Origin of the sequence: Curtobacterium sp. MCPF17_011 (assembly GCF_003234145.1) — a bacterium.
Lineage (GTDB): Bacteria > Actinomycetota > Actinomycetes > Actinomycetales > Microbacteriaceae > Curtobacterium.
The window spans coordinates 150,220-169,598 of sequence record NZ_QKSK01000003.1 but is presented as its reverse complement, the minus strand read 5'-3'; the positions used below and the strand labels follow the sequence as shown (position 1 = coordinate 169,598).

14 protein-coding genes and 1 pseudogene are annotated in these 19,379 nt (G+C 71.0%); 8 read left to right on the top strand and 7 right to left on the bottom strand.

What is annotated here, in order from left to right; genetic code table 11:
* Positions 1-43: 43 nt before the first annotated feature.
* A complete protein-coding gene (locus DEJ25_RS05240; RefSeq protein ID WP_111043996.1) occupies positions 44-541 on the top strand; it encodes a hypothetical protein in 498 nt (165 codons plus the stop codon).
* 7 nt (positions 542-548) lie between these two features.
* Here DEJ25_RS05240 and rsmA read toward each other — a convergent pair whose 3' ends face one another.
* The 4 genes from rsmA to rsmI all read right to left on the bottom strand — a co-directional run bounded on the left by rsmA (position 549) and on the right by rsmI (position 4,868).
* The gene (gene rsmA / locus DEJ25_RS05235) at positions 549-1,424 is read right to left on the bottom strand and encodes a 16S rRNA (adenine(1518)-N(6)/adenine(1519)-N(6))-dimethyltransferase RsmA (protein ID WP_111043995.1); all 876 of its coding nucleotides are present in this window, start codon (positions 1,422-1,424) and stop codon (positions 549-551) included.
* A 2-nt stretch (positions 1,425-1,426) separates the two neighbouring features.
* Positions 1,427-2,350: a TatD family hydrolase gene (locus DEJ25_RS05230; protein ID WP_111043994.1), complete on the bottom strand. Its 924-nt coding sequence runs from the start codon at positions 2,348-2,350 to the stop codon at positions 1,427-1,429.
* The gene (metG, locus tag DEJ25_RS05225) at positions 2,347-3,924 is read right to left on the bottom strand and encodes a methionine--tRNA ligase (protein ID WP_111043993.1); all 1,578 of its coding nucleotides are present in this window, start codon (positions 3,922-3,924) and stop codon (positions 2,347-2,349) included. The genes DEJ25_RS05230 and metG overlap by 4 nt, the downstream gene beginning before the upstream one ends.
* Positions 3,925-4,046: 122 nt before the next feature.
* Positions 4,047-4,868, bottom strand: coding sequence for a 16S rRNA (cytidine(1402)-2'-O)-methyltransferase (gene rsmI / locus DEJ25_RS05220; RefSeq protein ID WP_110904665.1), 822 nt, complete (start codon positions 4,866-4,868; stop codon positions 4,047-4,049).
* Positions 4,869-4,946: 78 nt separating this feature from the next.
* Here rsmI and DEJ25_RS05215 point away from each other — a divergent pair, with 78 nt between their 5' ends.
* Entirely contained in the window at positions 4,947-6,578 is a 1,632-nt protein-coding gene (locus DEJ25_RS05215; RefSeq protein WP_181427350.1) for a dolichyl-phosphate-mannose--protein mannosyltransferase, read from the top strand.
* Between the two features lie 12 nt (positions 6,579-6,590).
* Here DEJ25_RS05215 and DEJ25_RS05210 read toward each other — a convergent pair whose 3' ends face one another.
* A complete protein-coding gene (locus DEJ25_RS05210) occupies positions 6,591-7,250 on the bottom strand; it encodes a TetR/AcrR family transcriptional regulator (RefSeq protein WP_110904667.1) in 660 nt (219 codons plus the stop codon).
* Positions 7,251-7,409: 159 nt separating this feature from the next.
* Between DEJ25_RS05210 and DEJ25_RS05205 the strand changes: the two genes are divergently transcribed.
* The 6 genes and pseudogenes from DEJ25_RS05205 (at position 7,410) to DEJ25_RS17205 (ending at position 17,345) form a co-directional block, all read left to right on the top strand.
* Positions 7,410-8,951 carry an MFS transporter gene (locus DEJ25_RS05205; RefSeq protein ID WP_110904668.1) on the top strand — a complete coding sequence of 514 codons (1,542 nt, stop codon included), beginning with the start codon at positions 7,410-7,412 and terminating at the stop codon, positions 8,949-8,951.
* Between the two features lie 182 nt (positions 8,952-9,133).
* Positions 9,134-9,985 carry a sulfurtransferase gene (locus DEJ25_RS05200; protein WP_110904669.1) on the top strand — a complete coding sequence of 284 codons (852 nt, stop codon included), beginning with the start codon at positions 9,134-9,136 and terminating at the stop codon, positions 9,983-9,985.
* Positions 9,986-10,030: 45 nt separating this feature from the next.
* Positions 10,031-11,098: an NAD(P)-dependent oxidoreductase gene (locus tag DEJ25_RS05195; protein WP_111043991.1), complete on the top strand. Its 1,068-nt coding sequence runs from the start codon at positions 10,031-10,033 to the stop codon at positions 11,096-11,098.
* A 103-nt stretch (positions 11,099-11,201) separates the two neighbouring features.
* Positions 11,202-13,046, top strand: a complete 1,845-nt coding sequence (locus DEJ25_RS05190; RefSeq protein ID WP_111043990.1) for a thioredoxin domain-containing protein — start codon at positions 11,202-11,204, stop codon at positions 13,044-13,046.
* Between the two features lie 34 nt (positions 13,047-13,080).
* Complete coding sequence (gene hrpA / locus DEJ25_RS05185; RefSeq protein ID WP_111044100.1) at positions 13,081-16,935, top strand: ATP-dependent RNA helicase HrpA; 3,855 nt, start codon at positions 13,081-13,083, stop codon at positions 16,933-16,935.
* 41 nt (positions 16,936-16,976) lie between these two features.
* Positions 16,977-17,345 (top strand): annotated as a pseudogene (locus DEJ25_RS17205) (VOC family protein).
* 10 nt (positions 17,346-17,355) lie between these two features.
* On the opposite strand, the gene DEJ25_RS05175 reads toward DEJ25_RS17205, so the two are convergent.
* Together DEJ25_RS05175 and DEJ25_RS05170 are read right to left on the bottom strand one after the other, a co-directional pair.
* Positions 17,356-17,958: a YbaK/EbsC family protein gene (locus tag DEJ25_RS05175; protein ID WP_110904672.1), complete on the bottom strand. Its 603-nt coding sequence runs from the start codon at positions 17,956-17,958 to the stop codon at positions 17,356-17,358.
* 141 nt (positions 17,959-18,099) lie between these two features.
* A complete protein-coding gene (locus DEJ25_RS05170; protein ID WP_111043989.1) occupies positions 18,100-19,326 on the bottom strand; it encodes a multidrug effflux MFS transporter in 1,227 nt (408 codons plus the stop codon).
* Positions 19,327-19,379 lie beyond the last annotated feature (53 nt).

Here is a 19,379-nt window from a genome sequence, read left to right as displayed (position 1 = left end):
ACATGTCGCACCTCACCGTCTGCCGTCGTGTCAGGATGGGGGGATGCAACGCGAACCCCACGAGGAAGCCCTGCCGTCCGGACGCCTGATGACCGTGGTCGGCATCGCTCTCATCGCCGTCGGGATCGGCGCGGTGGCGCTCCCGCTCACCGTGCCGTCGTCACCTGGCGGACGGGTGGGCGCCGGGAACGCCGTCGGCCTGGTCGGCACCCTCGTGCTCACCACCGTGCTGGGCATCGGCGTGGTTCGGATGCGCCTGCACGTCCGCATCGACGACGTGCTGGAGGTGCGGGTCACTCCGTTCTGGTACCGACGTCGCATCCCGTTGGACCGGATCGCGTCGGCGACGCCGATGGAGATGACGGCTCTCAACTCCGGCGGCTGGGGCATCCGACTGATCCCCAGCGGGACGGCGATCCTGCTCGACAACGGACCCGGCGTGCACGTGACCGTCGACGGCAAGCGCGCGCTCCGGTTCCGCTGCAGCGATCCGGACACGGTCGTTGCCGCCCTGGAGGCTCGGGGCGCGTCCGTCCGCTGACCGGCTGTCAGGCGGTCGTGTCGGCCGCGGCGCCCCCCGCTGCAGCGAGGACGGTCCGGCCGAGGCGCACGAAGTCGTCGACCCCGAGCTCCTCGCCACGCGCCGTCGGCGCGATGCCCGCGGCTTCGAGGACCTCGGACGCGTGCGCACTGCCGCCCAGGACACCGGAGAGCGCCTGACGGAGCATCTTCCGGCGCTGCTGGAACGCCGCGTCGACCAGGGTGAACACGCGCGAGCGGAGCTGTTCGTCGCCCGGCGGCTCGTGTCGGTCGAACCCGACCAGGACGCTGTCGACGTTCGGTACCGGCCAGAAGACCTGCCGACTGACCTGCCCGGCGATCCGCCACGACCCGTACCAGGCGGCCTTGACGCTCGGTGAGCCGTAGACCTTGCTGCCCGGGCCGGCGGCCAGGCGGTAGCCGACCTCGGCCTGCACCATCACGAGCGAGCGGACGAGGGACGGGAAGGTCGCGAGCAGGTGCAGCAGCACCGGTACGGACACGTTGTACGGCAGGTTCGCGACGAGGTGCGTCGGCAGGACGGGCAGGTCCTCGGCCGAGACCTGCATGGCGTCCTGGTGGACCACCGTCAGGCGGGCGTCGGGCTGCATCGCGGCGACGGTCGTCGGCAGGTGCGCTGCGAGCCGGGCGTCGATCTCGACGGCGGTGACGGGAGCACCGGTCTCGGTGAGGCCGAGCGTCAACGACCCGAGCCCCGGTCCGACCTCGAGCACCTTCGACTGCGGCGTGACACCGGCGATCGACACGATGCGTCGGACCGTGTTGGCGTCGTGCACGAAGTTCTGGCCGAGCTTCTTGGTGGGGGTGACGTCGAGCGTCGCCGCGAGTTCCCGGATCTCCGCCGGACCGAGGAGCGCACCCACTGCTACTGCACCACCGTGACGGGCTCGGCGTCCCAGGATCCGTAGACGAGTTCGGTGTTCGAGGTGATCTGCGCGGCGAGCATCGACACGTCGGTCCCCAGCGTCTCGGCCATCGACCGGAGCGTGTGCGGGATCAGGTACGGCGCGTTCGGCCGGCCGCGGAACGGCGTCGGGGTGAGGAACGGCGCGTCCGTCTCGATCATGATCAGGTGGCGCGGGGCGACGTGCAGTGCGTCCCGCAGGTTCTGCGCGTTCTTGAACGTCACGGTGCCGGCGAACGACATGTACCAGCCGCGCTCAGCGCACAGGCGCGCGAGCTCCGGGCCGCCCGAGAAACAGTGGAAGACGGTGCGCTCGGGTGCGCCGACGCGCTCGAGGACCTCGACCACGGCGTCGTGGGCGTCACGGTCGTGGATCGTCAGCGCGAGGTCGTGGTCCTTCGCGATGCGGATGTGCTCTTCGAAGGAGCGGATCTGTGCCGCCCGGCCGTCGTCAGCGGTGCGGAAGAAGTCGAGCCCGGTCTCCCCGATCGCGCGGACCCGCGGCAGGGCCGCGAGCTCGGCGATGCCGGCGAGGTGCTCGTCGAGCAACCCCTGCTCGTCGAGGACCGGGGCTTCGTTCGGGTGCAGGGCCACCGCTGCGAGGACCCGGGGCTCCCGTGCTGCGATCGAAGCCGACCACCGCGAAGTGTCCAGATCCGTGCCGACCTGCACGACACCGCGGATGCCGACGCTCGACGCGCGGTCGAGGTGCTCCCGGTAGTCGAGCGGACCGTCGCCGCCGTCCCCGACACCGTCGGCGATCTCCATGTGGGTGTGGTTGTCGTACACCGGCACCGTGAGGGCCTGGGGCAGCGGCGGGTACGTCAGGTCCCGCTTCTGCCCACCACCGTCGCCGCCGCGTGCACGGACGTGCGCGTCGGTCACGCGGCGCCCTGCTCCGGCTGCTCGATGCGCGGGAAGAGCCCGGCGGCGAGCGGCGTCACCGTCTCGGACCCCTGCCACTCCCAGGCGCGGTCGATGCGCTGCTCACCGATCGACCCACCGGCGCCGATCGAGGCCCAGAGCTTCTCGGTCGCCTTCGGCATCACCGGGGACACGAGCACGGCCACGGTCCCGAGGCCCCGCAGTGCGGTGACGAGCACGGTCGCGAGGCGCTCACGCTGCGCGTCGTCCTTCGCGAGGGCCCAGGGCTCCTGCTCGGTGATGTAGCCGTTCAGGGCGTCCACGAGCTCCCAGACGGTGCTGATCGCGTCGTGCGGTGCGAACGCGGCGATCGCGGCGTCGGCCCGTTCGGTGACCGCCTGCGCGAGGGCGTCGATCGCTGTGTCGGACTCGGTCAGCTCGCCCCGCTCGGGGACGGCGCCGTCGAAGTAGCGGTTGAGCATCGCGACGATGCGGGAGGCCAGGTTCCCGAACCCGTTGGCGAGCTCCGCCTGGTACCGCGCCGAGATGTCCTCCCAGCTGAAGTTGCCGTCCTGCCCGAAGGTGATCGCCCGGAGGAAGTAGTACCGGAAGGCGTCGGAGCCGAACGTGTCGGTGATCTCGCTCGGGGCGATGCCGGTCAGCTTCGACTTCGACATCTTCTCGCCGCCGACGAGCAGCCAGCCGTGGCCGAAGACACGCTCGGGGACCGGGAGCCCGGCCGCCATCAGCATCGCCGGCCAGATGACGGCGTGGAAGCGGGCGATGTCCTTGCCGACGATGTGCACGCTCGGCCAGAGGCGCTGGAAGGCCTCGTCGTCCTCGGTGCCGTACCCAAGAGCGGTGATGTAGTTCAGCAGCGCGTCGAACCAGACGTACAGGACGTGGTCGGAGTCCCACGGGATCTGGATGCCCCAGTCGAAGCTCGACCGCGAGATCGACAGGTCGCGCAATCCCTGCTTGACGAAGGAGACGATCTCGTTGCGGACGCTCTCCGGCTGGATGAACTGCGGGTTCGACTCGTAGAGGTCGAGCAGACGCTGCTCGAAGTCGGACATGCGGAAGAAGTAGTTGCGTTCGGCCAGGACCTCCACCGGGATGGAGTGGATCGCGCAGACCTGCTGACCCTCGTACGGGCCGGTGCCGGGGACCAGGTCGCTCGGCTGCTTGTACTCCTCGCAGCCGACGCAGTAGAAGCCCTCGAACTCGCCGGCGTAGATGAAGCCGTCGTCGTACAGCTTCTGCAGGAACGCCGTGACGCCACGCTCGTGCCGCTCGTCGGTGGTCCGGATGAAGTCGTCGTTGGCCACGTCCACCGTGTCGAGCAGCGGCTTCCAGGCGTCGGTGACCAGGCGGTCGGCCCACTCCTTCGGCGTGACGTCGTTCGCCGAGGCGGTGCGGAGGATCTTCTGCCCGTGCTCGTCGGTGCCGGTGAGCAGCCAGGTGTCGTCCCCGCGCTGGCGGTGCCAGCGCGCGAGGACGTCCGCGGCGACCTCCGTGTACGCGTGCCCGATGTGGGGCACGTCGTTGACGTAGAAGATCGGCGTGGTGATCGAGAACGAGCTGCCGTCGGCCATGCGGACCATCCTAGAGGCGCGCCCGAGCACCGTGACGCGCTGCCGGCGGCCTGTGGAGAACCGGACGGGAGGCCCGTGGCGGCGTCCCCACGTGCCTCCCGTCCGACAGGTGTCGCGTCCGGTCAGCGTGCGGCGAGCGCCCCTTCGTAGAGGTCGCGCTTGGAGAGTCCGGTCGCGTCGGCGACCGCTGCGGCGGCCTCCTTCATGCGTGCGCCGGCGGCCACGCGTTCGAGGACCAGGCGGACGCCGTCCTCGATCGTGGCGTCGTCACCCGATCCGGTGGACCCCGCGACGACGACGCAGATCTCGCCGCGGACGCCGTCAGCCGCCCACTCGGTCAGCTCCGCGAGGGTGCCCCGACGGATCTCCTCGTGCATCTTGGTGAGCTCGCGGCAGACCGCGGCACGCCGGTCGCTGCCGAACCCGGCGGCCATGTCGCCGAGCGTGTCGGCGATCCGGTGCGGCGACTCGAAGAAGACCATGGTCCGCTGCTCCCCCGCCAGTGCGGCGAACACCCGTCGCCGTTCCCCGGCCTTGCGGGTCGGGAAGCCCTCGAACGTGAAGCGGTCGGTCGGCAGCCCGGAGAGCGCGAGCGCGGTGAGGACGGCGCTCGGGCCGGGGACCGCGGTCACGGTGACGCCCGCGGCGGCGGCGGCCTCGACGAGCGGGAACCCGGGGTCGCTGATGGCGGGCATGCCGGCGTCGGTGAGCACGACGACGTCGTCCTCCCGGGCGAGTTCGACGACCTCGGCCGCGCGCTCCCGCTCGTTGTGCTCGTGCAGCGCGATGAGCCGCGGACGGTTCTCGATGCCCAGTGCACGCATCAGGTGGATCGCGGTCCTGGTGTCCTCGGCGGCCACCACGGAGGCGTTCGACAGCGTCTCCACGAGTCGACGGGAGGCATCACCGAGGTTGCCGATGGGGGTTGCTGCGAGGACGATCACGACCCCATTGTCGTCGCAGGACCCGCGACCTGTGGACGACGCAGCCGACACCTGCGCCGCGTCCGTAGGATGCTGCGGGTGACCACGGACCTGGCCGACCTGCAGAAGACCGTGCCGGACGTCCCGCGTGGCTCGCGGCTCGACGACTGGTGGGGCCGCGTGCTCTCCGCCGGATGGCGGGTCGCCGCCTGGCGATGGGGTGGCCCGATCGCGGTCACCGTGCTCGCTGCCCTGCTCCGGCTGGTCGACCTCGGCCGGCCGCACTCGCTCGTGTTCGACGAGACCTACTACGTCAAGGACAGCTGGTCCCTCGTCCACCTCGGGTACGAGGGCACGTGGCCGGCGAACCCGACGGGCGACGGTGCACCGACGACCGACGACCGGTTCGCCGACGGGCAGACCGACCTCTACTCGCGAGCTGCGGAGTTCATCGCGCATCCGCCGCTCGGGAAGTACCTGATCGGTCTCGGCATGCTGTTGATCGGGCCGGACAACGCCTTCGGCTGGCGGTTCACCGTCGCGGTCCTCGGCATCGCCACCGTGTTCCTCACGGCGGTGATCGCTCGTTCCCTGTTCCGGTCCACGTTCCTCGGCACGCTCGCGGGCGGGTTCCTGGCGGTGGACGGACAGGCGATCGTGATGTCACGGGTGTCGCTGCTCGACGGCATCGTCACGTTCTTCGTCGTGCTCGGCTTCGGCGCACTGCTGCTCGACCGACGGTGGTCCGCCCGGCAACTCGACCGGTGGGTCGACCATCGTGCCGCCGCCGGCCGACCGACGCTCTGGGGTCCGGTCCTCTGGTGGCGCCCCTGGCTCGTCGCGATGGGCCTCGCGCTCGGGCTCGCGACCGCGACGAAGTGGACCGGGCTGTACTTCCTGGCGTTCTTCGCCGTGTACTCCGTGGTCAGCGACATGCTGCTGCGGCGTCGCGCCGGGGTGGCCTTCTGGTCCTCGAGCGCCGCGCTGCAGCAGGCACCGGTGACCTTCTTGCTGACCGTGCCGATCGCCGCCGCGACCTACCTGGCGTCGTGGGCCGGCTGGTTCCTGACCCGGGGCGGCTGGGACCGCGACTGGATCGGGACCGGCGGTCAGCGCTGGACCGGGGTGCTCGCCTGGGTGCCGGACAGCCTGCAGAACTGGTGGCATTACCAGAGCGAGATCTACGCCTTCAACATCGGCCTGCACACGCCGCACTCGTACCAGGCGAACCCGCTGCTCTGGCTCCTCATGCAACGGCCGACGTCGATGTACTACGTCGGCACGAACGTGGGCCAGGACGGCTGCGCGGCCGACCGCTGTGGGGCGGCGATCACCGGGATCGCGAACCCGTTCATCTGGTACGCCTCGGTCATCGCGGCCGTGGTGCTGCTCGTGCTGCTCATCACACGGCCGCGGTGGGAGTACGGCATCGTCCTGATGGGCATCGCCGCGGGCTACCTGCCGTGGCTGATGTACCTGGACCGGACGGTCTTCCAGTTCTACACGATCGCCTTCGAGCCCTTCCTCGTGATGGCGCTGTCGGCCGTGATCGGGCACCTGATCGGCTCGCGGGACGACCCGCGGCCACGGCGGACCCGGGCGCTGGTCTGGCTCGGCGTGTACCTGGTCGTCGTGGTGCTCGCGTCGGCGTACTGGTACCCGCTGTGGTCGGCGATGCAGGCGCCGTGGGACTTCATCCGGTCCCACTACTGGCTGCCCAGCTGGCTGTAGCGGCGGCTCCGGTCAGTTCTGCGTCTGCATCGCGCGCTCGAGGGCGTCGCGGTCCAGTGGCTCTCCGGTCAGCTGGTCCGGCTGGGCCTGCGGGAGCACGCCGTCGACCAACACCTGCGCGTACCGCTTCCAGGCGTCGGGATCGTAATCGCGGGTGGCGTCGGCCACGGCACCGATCATCGTCGTCAGCATCGGCAGGTCGCGGTAGTCGAAGCCGGGACGGATCACGCCGGCGTCCTTCGCACGGCCGATGATGCGGGACACCTGCTGCTCCAGGCGGTCGCGCTCCTGCACGATCGACGGGCGGGCCTTGCCGGCGCGGACGATGACGTCGGCCAGGGCGCGGTCCCGCGCTCGGAAGGCGAACACGCCCATCAGGTAGAGACGGAGGGACTCGCGCGGGTCGATCTCGTCGGCAGCGCGGGCGGCGGCGGCGTTCATCGCCTCGAACTTCGTCGCGAGGAGGGCCTCGATCAGCGAGTCCTTGTCCGCGAAGCGCCGGTAGACGGTGCCGACGCCCACTCCGGCCTCGTGCGCGATGTCGTTGAGGGTGACCGAGATGCCGCGTTCCGCGAAGCACTTCCGTGCCGTCTGCAGGATCAGTTCGCGGTTCCGTGCCGCGTCGGCGCGCAGGGGGCGATCGAGATCGGCGGCGGGTCCGGTGGTGCTCACAGAACGAACATAATCGGACTTTCTGGGAACAAGCGGATGCGGTGACTCCGTTTTGGGCTACAGTTACCGCAAGCGGATGCAGCGCATCCGCTTCACTCTTCTCCGGGACGCCCGACGGCGCGCGCCCCTCCTCTTCCATCCTTCGAGAAGGAGGCTGTCGTGACGGCAGAACAGACCGCGCCCGCTCCCACAGGAGCAACGCCGACGACCGCGGGCCCCACCCCGGCCCGGACCGACCACCGATGGATCGCACTCGCGGTCATCGCCCTCGCCCAGCTCATGGTCGTCCTGGACGCCACCATCGTGAACATCGCGCTGCCCTCGGCGCAGCAGGACCTCGGGTTCGCCACCGACCAGCGTCAGTGGATCGTCACGGCGTACTCTCTGGCCTTCGGCTCACTCCTGCTCCTGGGCGGGCGCCTCGGTGACCTCTTCGGCCGCAAGAACACCTTCATCATCGGCCTGGTCGGCTTCGCCGTCGCGTCCGTGCTCGGCGGCCTCGCCGACTCGTTCGGGCTCCTGGTCGCCGCTCGCGCCCTGCAGGGCGTCTTCGGCGCGCTGCTCGCCCCGTCCGCCCTGGGCATGCTCACCACGACCTTCCGTGACCCCAAGGAGCGCGGTCGTGCGTTCGGCATCTTCGGCTCCATCGCCGGCTCCGGTGCCGCGATCGGTCTGCTGCTCGGTGGCGTGCTCACCGAGTACGCCTCGTGGCGCTGGTGCCTCTACGTGAACGTCGTGTTCGCGATCCTCGGCGTCATCGGCGCGATCGTCTTCATGGCGAAGCCGCCGAAGGTCGAGCGTCCGCGCATCGACATCGCCGGGGTCATCACGATCACCGCCGGCCTGGTCGGTGTGGTCTACGGCTTCTCGAACGCCGAGACCAACGGTTGGGACGCCCCGCTCACGATCGGCATGCTCGCCGGCGGTGTGCTGCTGATCGCGGCCTTCGTCGTGATCGAGACCCGGGTCGCGCACCCGCTGCTCCCCTTGCGCGTCATCCTCGACCGTGACCGCGGTGGTTCGTTCGTCGCCATCGGCCTGGTCGCGATCGGCATGTTCGGCATCTTCCTGTTCCTGACCTACTACCTCGAGCAGACCCTCGGCTTCTCGGCGCTGCAGACCGGCCTGGCGTTCCTGCCGATGCCGCTGTCGATCATGCTGTCAGCCACCCAGATCGGCGGACGCCTGCTGCCCCGCGTCGGCCCGAAGGTCCTGATCTTCGCCGGAGCCCTCGTCGCCGCCATCGGGCTCCTGCTCCTCCTGCGCACCGACCTCGACAGCTCCTACGCGGGCACCGTCCTGCCGGCGCTCATCGTGATCGGTCTCGGCATGGGCACGATCTTCTCGTCGGCGATGAACACCGCGACGACCGGGGTCGCCCGTTCGGACGCCGGTGTGGCATCGGCGACGGTGAACACCATGCAGCAGATCGGTGGCTCGATCGGCACCGCGCTGCTGTCGACGATCTTCGCGAACGTCGTCGAGAACAGCCTCTCCGGCCTGTCCGCGGCGCCGACGAAGCTCCAGCAGGCGCAGGCCGTGCTCGACGGCTACCACGCTGCGTTCGCGATCTCGGCCGGGGTCCTGTTGATCGTGGCGATCGCGAGCGGCCTGCTCATCAACCGGCAGTCGGTCCGTCTCGATCGTCTCGCCCGTGCCGGGTCCGGCGTGACGGGCAGCGTCCCGACCGCCGCGCACTGACCAGCACCAGACGACACGACCACGCCGAACGCCGGACGGCACCGCAGGTCACTGCGGCGCCGTCCGGCGTCCGGCTGTTGCAAGCCACATCACGCTGTGCTCCGACCGATCGTTCCACGGCCTGTGTCGGACTGTTGCTCACCCTCTGTCGTGAGTCAGAGGCGTCGATTACCGTGTGCCACATGGCCCCCGTCCTGACCTCGCCACTCGTGTCCACGCAGTGGCTCGCCGACCACCTCGGCGCGGACGACCTCCTCGTCCTCGACGCCTCGGTGCACACGGACGGCATCGGTTTCGGCATGTCGTGGCACTCGGCGCGGGACGCCCACGAGCGTCGCGGACACGTCCCGGGTGCCGTCTACGCCGACCTCATCGACGAGTTCTCGGCGTCCGGGACGGACCTGCCCTTCACCCGGCCCGGAGTCGACCGCTTCGAGTCCGCGGCCCGCGCGCTGGGCGTGAGCCGCGCCTCCACCGTGGTGGTCTACGACGACGGCATCGGCGAGTGGAGCGCCCGTCTGTGGTGGATCTTCCGGTCCTTCGGCTTCGACGCCGTCGCCGTGCTCGACGGCGGCTTCCCGAAGTGGCGCGACGAAGGACGGCCGGTCCGTGTCGGGGCCCTGTCCCGCGCACCGGAGCCGTCCCGCGACGGCGACGCGTTCGTCGCGGGCGAGGAACGTCCGCTCTGGGCCGACCGGGCACGGGTCCTCCGTGCGGTCGACGGTTCCCAGCCGGCGGCGCTCGTCATGGCTGCCGACCCGGCGGCCCTCGGCGACGACCACCCGCCGATCGTCCCCGGGAGCACCACCATCGGCGTCCGTGAGTTGCTCGACCGATCGAACGCCCTGCTCCGCCAGCCGGAACTCGAGCGCGCACTCGCACCGGTGCTCTCCGCGGACGAGGTCGTCACCTACTGCGGTGTCGGGAGCGCCTCCTGCGTCGACGCGCTGGCCTTGACCGTGCTCGGACACCAGAAGGTCCGCGTGTACGACGGGTCCCTCGCCGAGTGGTGGCGGGAACCGATCGCGTCCTGACCGGGTGGCGCTGCCCGTTGCCCGCGGCGGGCTAGCGTTGCCCGCATGAGCAGCAGACGCGCAGTCGTCCTCGGTGGGACCGGCGGCATCGGAGCCCAGGTCGTCCGCGAACTCCTCGACGTGTCCGGCCGGGGCGGCGACGACTGGGAGGTCGAGGTCGTCTCGCGCTCCGGAGGCCCGGTCGCTGATGAACTCCTCGCCCGTGGCGCCGTCGGCCGACCGGGAGACCGTCGCGACACGACGTTCCTGCGCGAGCTGCTGCGCCCCGGCGCGGACCTGCTCGTCGACACCGTCGGCGTGACCCGCGACGACGCCCTGCAGCTCGCCCCCTTCCTCGACGACGTCGGGTCGACCGTCTTCGTGTCCTCGAAGGCGGTCTACGCCGACGAGCAGGGTCGCCACGCGAACTCGCTCGACAAACCGGTGTTCGGCGGCGCCGTCACCGAGCTGCAGCCGACGGTCACCCCCGCTGACGCCGACCCGGCGAGTCGCGACGGCTACGGCGCCGCGAAGGTCGCCGCCGAACAGGTCCTGCTCGACCACGGGGCGCCCGTCACCGTCCTGCGCCCCTCGAAGGTGTACGGCGTCGGCATCGGCCGACCCCGCGAGTGGTTCGTCGTACGCCGGGTGCTCGACGGCCGCGAGCGCGTCCTGCTCGCCGACGAGGGGCGCGGCGTCGACCACACCACGGCGGCGTCGGGCATCGCGTCCCTGGTCCGGATCGTCGCCGACGCACCCGACCGCCGCATCCTCAACGTCGCGGACGAGACGGCGCCGACGGCGCTGGAGATCGTCCGGATCGTCGCGAGGCACCTCGGTCACACGTTCGACGAGGTCCTGCTCGGCGAGGACGCCCCCGCGTTCGTCGGACTCACGCCCTGGTCGGTGCCGTCGCCGTCCGTGCTCGACACCACCGCTGCGCGTTCGCTCGGGTGGGTGCCGCCGCGGTTCGCGGAGGCGGTCGTGCCGGAGGTCGACTGGTTGGTCGAGACGGCGCACCGCACGCCGGTCGACGGGGACGTGCCGTGGGCGGCCGATCCGTTCTGGGACCGGATGTTCGACTACGGGCCGGAGGACGCGGCGCTGGTGCTGCTGTCGCTCGGGCTGGGCTGACAGGTCGGCTGGGTTGACCCCGCCGGGCTGTGGACAGCGGCAGCTCCTCCACAGATCCGACTGGAGGCCCGCCCACACAGGGCGCGCGGGGCACGCTGGGTGCATGAACGACAACCGGCTCGGGACCGCCGTCAGCCCCTACCTCCGCCAGCACGCCGACAACCCGGTGGACTGGCGCGAGTGGGGCGCCGACGCCTTCACCGAGGCACGGGAGCGTGACGTGCCCGTCCTCGTGTCGATCGGCTACGCCACGTGCCACTGGTGCCACGTGATGGCGCGTGAGAGCTTCTCCGACCCCGAGATCGGTGCGATGCTCCGGCAGGACTTCGTCGCCGTGAAGGTCGACCGCGAAGAGCGCCCGGACGTCGACTCGAGCGCGATGGCCGCGGCGAGCGCCTTCACCGAGAACCTCGGATGGCCGTTGACGGTGTTCATGACGCCTGCCGCGCAGGTGTTCTACGCGGGGACCTACTACCCGCCGCAGCCGGTCGGCGAGCACCCGTCGTTCCGGCAGGTCACGGCCGCGGTGCTCGATGCGTGGCGGGACCGTCGGCACGAGGTCGATGCGAACGCCGCTGCGATCGTGGGGGCGATCCGGCAGGGCGCCGAGGCGGACGCGGCCGCCGCGCAGGCCGGGCAGCCTGACGGGGGTGGGGCGGGCCTCCCGTCCGTCGAGGCGATCCACGGGGTCGTGTCCGACCTCGAGCGTGCCGAGGACGCCACGTACGGCGGGTTCGGAGGGGCGCCGAAGTTCCCGAACGCTCCGCTGTTGGAGTTCCTCGGCGACGTGGCTGCGGACGGCGACGGCGCAGCCGGCGCGCTGCTCACCCGTGCGCTCGACGCCATCGCCGGGTCCGAACTGACCGACGTCGACGGTGGTGTGTTCCGGTACGCGACCCAGCGCGACTGGTCCGTCCCCCACTACGAGCGGATGCTCTACGACAATGCGGGCCTGCTCGCGGTGGCCGAACCGGGGCGAGCCCGCGGCATCGCGGACTTCCTCCGCGACACCCTCCGACGGGCGGACGGTGCCTTCGTCGCGGCGCAGGACAGCGAGTCGACCATCGACGGCCGGCGTGTGGAAGGCGAGTGGTACCGCGTACCGCTCGAAGAGCGGGGCCGGCTCGAGGCGCCGCCGCTCGACGACCAGGTCCTGACCGGGTGGAACGGCCTGGCGATCCGCGGGCTGGTCATCGCGGGCAGTCGCGCCGGGGACGACGAGATGATCAACCTCGCGCGAGCGGCGGCCGACGCCGTCATCGCCGCACACCTCCGGGACGGACACGTCATGGTCCGGTCGAGCACCCCGCGCGGTGGGTCGACCGCAGCGCCGACGATCGAGGACCTCGGCCTGTTCGCGGAGGGGTTGCTCGAGCTCGCCCTCGCGACCGGCGAGCTCGGGTACGCCGTGATCGGGCGCACGCTCGTGGACGACGGACTGTCGGGTGCGCTGGAGGTCGATCCGGTCCTCGCCGCTGCCGGGACCGCGACCGGTGAGCAGCCGCAGACAGCACTCCGATCCGGAACGGTGGCGATGGCCGGGGCTGCCGCGCTCCTCGCTGCCCTCACCGGTGACGACGGCCGGCACTCGGCGGCCGAGCGCCTCATCGCCGAGCGCGCCCGGACCGGGGTGGACCGACCACTCGGGCACGCAGATGCCCTCGGGCTCGCGCTCGCCCTCCAGCGGCCCTCACGAGAGGTCGTGCTCGTCGCTGACGACCGATCGGGCTCCGAGGTGGTCGGCATGCTGACCGCAGTCCGGGCCGCACGACGTCCGGGGACGATCGTCGCCGTGCTCACCCGAGCGCAGGCGGCAGAGTGGGCGGCGGCTGGCTTCTCGCTGTTCGAGGGCAGGGACGCGCTGGACGGCGTGACGTACGTCTGCCACGACCGGGTCTGCGCGTTGCCGGCACGGACCGTCGGCGAGCTCGCCACCCAGCTCGGCTGACTGCGGCACGCCCGGACGGTATCCTGGAATGCTCATGTCGAATCCCCCCGTCATCACGTACCCGCCCGAGCTGCCCGTCTCGCAGCGGCGGGACGACATCGCCGCTGCGATCCGCGACAATCAGGTCGTGATCGTGGCGGGTGCCACCGGGTCGGGCAAGACGACGCAGCTACCGAAGATCTGCCTGGAGCTCGGTCGCGAGAGCATCGGCCACACCCAGCCCCGACGGATCGCCGCGCGCACGATCGCGGAGCGCGTGTCAGAAGAACTCGGCGGCGAGCTCGGCGACCTCGTCGGGTACCAGGTGCGCTTCACCGACAAGGTCAGCGCGGCCACCCGGATCAAGCTGATGACGGACGGCATCCTGCTGAACGAGATCCACTTCGACCGGGACCTCAAGCGGTACGACACGATCATCATCGACGAGGCGCACGAGCGCTCCCTGACGATCGACTTCCTGCTCGGGTACCTGAAGCGACTGCTCCCTCGGCGCCCGGACCTCAAGGTCATCATCACGAGTGCCACGATCGACCCGCAGTCGTTCTCCGAGCACTTCGGTGACGCGCCCATCGTCGAGGTCTCCGGACGGACCTACCCGGTGGAGGTCCGGTACCGACCGCTCGTCGCGGACGAGGACGCCACGGGCGACGAGGACGACGACGAGGACGAGGGCGGCCCGGACAACGGCAGCAGGGACGACCACAGCAGCACCGACGACCGCGACTACCTGCAGGGCATCACGGACGCGCTGGACGAGCTCGCGCGGGAGGACCCGGGCGACGTCCTGGTGTTCCTGTCCGGCGAGAACGAGATCCGCGACGCGCAGGACGCCATCGAGGGCAAGCACTACCCGGGGACCGAGGTCCTGCCGCTCTACGGTCGATTGTCCGCCGCGGACCAGCACCGCGTGTTCCAGCGATCGAACACCCCGGGCCTCCGACGACGTGTCGTGCTCGCGACCAACGTGGCCGAGACCTCGCTGACCGTCCCCGGCATCAAGTACGTCGTCGACACCGGCACCGCCCGCATCTCCCGGTACTCGCCGCGGGCGAAGGTGCAGCGGCTGCCCATCGAGGCGATCTCGCAGGCGTCCGCGAACCAGCGTTCCGGCCGTGCCGGTCGGACGAGTGCGGGCATCGCGATCCGCCTCTACTCCGAGGACGACTTCGACCGCCGTCCCGAGTACACCGACCCGGAGATCCTCCGGACGAACCTGGCCGCCGTCATCCTGCAGATGATCTCGCTCGGGTTCGGCGACATCGAGTCGTTCCCGTTCCTGCAACCGCCGGACTCCCGGGGCGTGAAGGACGGCCTGGACCTCCTCCGCGAACTCCGCGCCGTCGACACCGACGGTGCGATCACGAAGACCGGCAAGCAGCTCACCCGACTGCCCATCGACCCGCGCCTCGGCCGGATGGTCCTCGAGGCGAGCCGCCAGGGCGTGGGCCGTGAGGTCATCGCGATCGTCTCGGCGCTGAGCATCCAGGACCCGCGCGAGCGTCCGCTGGAGAAGCGGGCGCAGGCCGACCAGCAGCACGCGCGCTTCGCCGACCCCACGAGCGACTTCCTCACCCTGCTCGGCCTCTGGAACTACCTGGAGGACAAGCAAGAGGAGCTGTCCTCCAGCGCGTTCCGCCGGATGTGCAAGGCGGAGCTCCTCAACCACCTGCGCATCCGCGAGTGGCAGGACCTGTACCGGCAGCTCTCCCGGGCGGCGAAGCAGGTCGGCATCCACGTCGGCAAGGAGCGCAAGGACGACCCGGACTCGGTGCACCGCGCGCTCCTCGCCGGCCTCCTCAGCCAGATCGGTCTCCGCGACCGCGAGAAGCGGGACTACCTCGGCTCGCGGAACACCCGGTTCGTGGTGTTCCCGGGCAGTGTGCTCGCGAAGAAGCAGCCGGACGCGGTGATGGCCGCCGAACTCGTCGAGACGAGTCGGTTGTTCGCCCGGACGGTCGGCCGCATCGACACCGCGTGGGTGGAGCCGCTGGCCGGCGACCTGCTCAAGCGCACCTACGGCGAACCGCACTGGGAGAAGAAGCAGGGCTCGGTCGTCGCCTACGAGCGGGTGACGCTGTTCGGCGTGCCGATCGTGCAGCGTCGACGGGTGCAGTACAACCGGATCGACCCCGTGCACTCGCGGGAGCTCTTCATCCGGCACGCCCTGGTCGAGGGCGAGTGGGAGTCGCAGCAGGCGTTCGACCGGGCGAACCGGAAGCTCCGCCGCGAACTCGAACAGCTCGAGGAGCGCACCCGGCGCCGCGACATCCTGCTCGACGACGAGACGGTCGTCGAGTTCTACGACGCCCGCATCCCCGCCGAGATCGCGACGACGCGCGACTTCGAGGGGTGGTGGCGCCGGACTCGTCGTGACCAGCCGGACCTGCTCACGATGCGCCGCGAGGACCTGCTCGACGAGTCTGCCGCATCCGCCGCGGAGGACGACGCCGAGTACCCGACCCAGTGGCGGAGCGGCGACCAGCGCCTCGCCGTCCGCTACCGCTTCGAGCCCGGTGCCGAGGACGACGGGGTCAGCGTCCAGGTGCCGCTCGCCGTCCTGCCGCGCATGCGGGAAGAGGGCTTCGACTGGCAGGTCCGCGGGCTCCGGAAGGAACTCGTCACCGCGCTCATCAAGGCGCTGCCGAAGCAGATCCGCAAGAACGTCGTACCGGCCGCCGACTGGGCCGAGAAGATCGTCGCCGAACTCCCCGACGACGCTCCGACGACCCCGACCGAGAGCTTCCGCGCGACACTCGCCAAGACGATCCAGCGCCTCGTGCACGTGCCGGTGTCGGAGTCCGACTTCGACATGTCTCGGGTGCCGTCGCACCTGCTGCCGACCTACGCGGTCGTCGACGAGCGCGGCCGCCGGGTCGAGGCCGGCAAGGACCTCTCGGCCCTGCAGACCAAGCTCAAGGACCGGACCCAGCAGAGCGTCGCTGCGGCGACACAACGCTCCGGAGGCTCGTCCCGCGTCGCCGACGCCGGCTCCGGCCGCCGCATCGAACGGTCCGGCCTCACCACCTGGCCCGACCAGGACCTGCCCGAGGTCCTCGACACGAAGCAGGCCGGCGGCGTCATCCGCGCGTACCCGGCCCTGGTCGAGGAGGGCTCCGGCCCGAAGGCGACCGTCGGCGTCCAGCTCCTCGCGACGCCAGACGACCGGACCGTGCAGATGCCTGCGGGGGTCCGCCGCCTCGTGATGCTCGCCGTTCCGTCCCCCGTGTCGTACATCCAGCAGCACCTCACCGCGCAGGAGAAGCTCGCGCTCGCCGCGAGCCCCTACCCGTCGACCAACGCCCTCTTCGACGACGTCCTGGCCGCCGTGGTCGATGCCGGGATCCGCCGGACCCACCCCGACGGGCTGGTCTTCACCCGGGCCGCGTTCGATCAGGTGCGCGACACCGTCTCGGCGACGGTCGTCGACACGATGTTCACCGCCGTGTCCGAGGTGGCCGCCGTCCTCACCGCCCAGCGGAACGCCGAGCGTGCGATGAAGCAGGCGACGAACATGGCGCTGCTGCCGGCGCTGTCGGACATGCGGCAGCAGATGGAACGGCTGGTGTTCCCCGGGTTCGTCTCGGTGGCCGGGCTCGACCGCCTCCGACGCATCCGGGTGTACCTGCAGGGCATCGACGCCCGCGTGACGAAGCTGCTCCAGAACCCGGGCCGCGATGCGAGCTGGATGCGCGAGGTCACCGGTGCGACCGACCGGTACGTCGAGGCCGGTGGGACGTTCCCGCCGGCGGTCGGCTCGCACCCGGAGCTCGTGCACGCACGCTGGATGCTCGAGGAGTTCCGCCTCAGCCTCTTCGCGCAGGAACTGGGTACAGCGGAGACCGTGTCACTGCAGCGGATCACGAAGGCGCTGACGGCAGCCTCGCGCTGAGCCGCGGGCCGGCCGAGCCGACCAGGACTACGGTGACCGCCATGATCGGCACACTCGACGTCGTCGTCCTGGACTGCCCGGACACGCGCGCCCTCGCCCGCTTCTCCGCCGAAGTCCTCGGCGGGGAGATCGTCGCCTTCGACGAGGACTGGGCCGAGGTGGTCCTGCCCTTCGCCGGACACCGACCGCTGCTCGCCTGCCAGCGGGTCGACGACTACCGTGCGCCGGACTGGCCGGGGCAGAGCGTCCCCTAACAGGTCCACCTCGACGTGAAGGTGGACGACCTCGACGCGGGTGAGCAGGCGGTGGTCGCGATCGGTGCGGCGACGACCGGGCAGGGCACCGACACCTTCCGGGTCTACCTCGACCCGGCCGGGCACCCGTTCTGCCTGGTCGTGCCGCAGGACTGAGTCCGCTCGGTCAAGCGGGCTGGTCGGCCTCCGACGAGGAATCGACCTGTGCCGAATCGACAGCGCCCGCATCAGCGGGGTCGACCGCCAGCCCCTCGACGACCTCGACACGTGGCAGTTCGCCGAGCACGGCACCCGGCAGGAACAGCTTCGCCCCGCGGACACCCGCACCGATGACGACCTCGGGCACCGCGAGCACCCGGGAGTCGACGTACACGGCCCAGTCGGCCGGCAGACCGATCGGGGTGATGCCGCCGTACTCCATCCGGGTGCGCTCGACGGCGTCGTCCATCGGCGCGAAGCTCACCTTCCGTGCCCCGAGCAGGCCCTTCACGGTGCGGTTCACGTCGAGCTTGGTCGAGGCCAGCACCACACAGGCGGCGTAGGTGACGGTGTCGCCGCGCTTCCCCGCGACGACGATGCAGTTCGCGCCGCCGGACACCGGGAAGCCGTAGGCCTCCGAGAACGCAGCCGTGTCCGCCAGGTCCGGGTCGATCGGCGATGCCTCGATCCGCTGGAGCACGGCCGACGGCAGGGCGACCAGGGCCTCGGCGACGGGGATGGCGATGGAGCCGGTGGCGAGCAGGACGGGCATGCGGTTCAAAGTCGGCATCGCTCCAGCCTAGGGATCGACACCGCGCCCGGGTGCCAGCCAGCTCGATCCCGGCGAGCACCAACACCAACACCAGCACCAGCACCAGCACCAGCACCAGCGCCAACACCGATGTCAGCACCGACGCCCACGCGTCGCCGCTCAGCGCGAGCCGACCCCGCGCCTCCCCTCCGCTGCCGACGCCCAGAGCTGCGCTGCCAACCCCACCGCGATGAACCCCGTCATCAGTGCCCCCATCGCGATCGCCGTCCCGCCGAGCGCCCCGGCGAGCGGGGTCGCCATCCCGCCGAGCCCGAACGTCAGCCCACCGGCGAGCGCCGATGCCGTTCCCGGGTGTCGGTGCCCGAGCGCCTGCGTCAACGTGATCGAGCCGGGGATCACCCATCCCCACGCCGCGGTGACGAGTGCGAGCGCCGGCCAGACGAGTGCGGCGCCGAGCCCGCTGACCGCTCCGAGCAGCACGAGTGCGGAGCCGACGGTCCCGACGACGAGCCCGATGGTGAACAGCCGGTCCTCGGAGAACCGTCCGACGAGGTGCCGGAACAGCAGCGTCGACAGGATCGAACAGCCCGCGTTCGTGGCGAAGACGAGCGAGTACCGGCCCTCGCTGAACCCGTACTGCTCCTGGAACACGAACGACGACGTGGCAATGTACGAGAAGAACCCGATGGTCGCCGCGCATCCGGTGACCAGGTACCACCGGAACCGCGGGATGCGCAGGAGCTCCGCCATCCGACCGGCCACGGCGCGGGGTGACGAGCCGCCGGGGCTCGGGGCGACGAGGGTCTCGGGCAGCTGCCGGAGCGCGGCGACGGTGAGCACGATGCCGAAGACCGCGAGCACGACGAACGTCCCCCGCCAGGACGTGACCGTGAGCACGACGCCGCCGACCAGCGGCGCGACGACCGGTCCGACCGAGTTCACGACCGCGAGCGTCGAGAAGAGCTTGCTGCGGCGGAGGCCCGTCGCCGCGTCTCCGACCATCGCGCGTCCGGCGACCGCCGCGGCGGCTCCGCCCACCCCCTCGACGACGCGCGCGAGGACGAGCGTGACGATGTCCGGGGCGATCGCGCACACCACGGTCGAGACGGTGAACAGGGCCATGCCGCCGATCAGGATCCGGCGACGTCCGACCCCGTCGCTGATCGGTCCGACGACGAGCTGCCCGACGGCGAAGGCAACGAGGAACGCGGTGAGGCTGAGCTGCACGGCGGCGGTCGACACGTCGAGGTCGCGGGCGATGGCGGGCAGGCCCGGGATGTACATGTCGGTCGCGAAGGGCGAGATCCCGACGATGAGCGCGAGGCTGAGAAGTGGGCCCGGGCGTCCCGTCCAGTCCGTGCGGGGATCCCGGGCGTCGTCGCTCATCGGCGTCAGCCTAGACCGCGGGCCCGGACCGTGGGCCCGGACAGCACCGACGG

Excerpts from the sequence above, each read along its gene's own strand:
- metG (WP_111043993.1), bottom strand. The coding sequence starts at position 3,924 with ATGGCCGACGGCAGCTCGTTCTCGATCACCACGCCGATCTTCTACGTC.
- DEJ25_RS05170 (WP_111043989.1), bottom strand. The coding sequence starts at position 19,326 with ATGAGCGACGACGCCCGGGATCCCCGCACGGACTGGACGGGACGCCCG.
- DEJ25_RS05190 (WP_111043990.1), top strand. The coding sequence starts at position 11,202 with ATGAACGACAACCGGCTCGGGACCGCCGTCAGCCCCTACCTCCGCCAG.
- DEJ25_RS05195 (WP_111043991.1), top strand. The coding sequence starts at position 10,031 with ATGAGCAGCAGACGCGCAGTCGTCCTCGGTGGGACCGGCGGCATCGGA.
- DEJ25_RS05175 (WP_110904672.1), bottom strand. The coding sequence starts at position 17,958 with ATGCCGACTTTGAACCGCATGCCCGTCCTGCTCGCCACCGGCTCCATC.
- DEJ25_RS05200 (WP_110904669.1), top strand. The coding sequence starts at position 9,134 with ATGGCCCCCGTCCTGACCTCGCCACTCGTGTCCACGCAGTGGCTCGCC.
- hrpA (WP_111044100.1), top strand. The coding sequence starts at position 13,081 with ATGTCGAATCCCCCCGTCATCACGTACCCGCCCGAGCTGCCCGTCTCG.
- DEJ25_RS05240 (WP_111043996.1), top strand. The coding sequence starts at position 44 with ATGCAACGCGAACCCCACGAGGAAGCCCTGCCGTCCGGACGCCTGATG.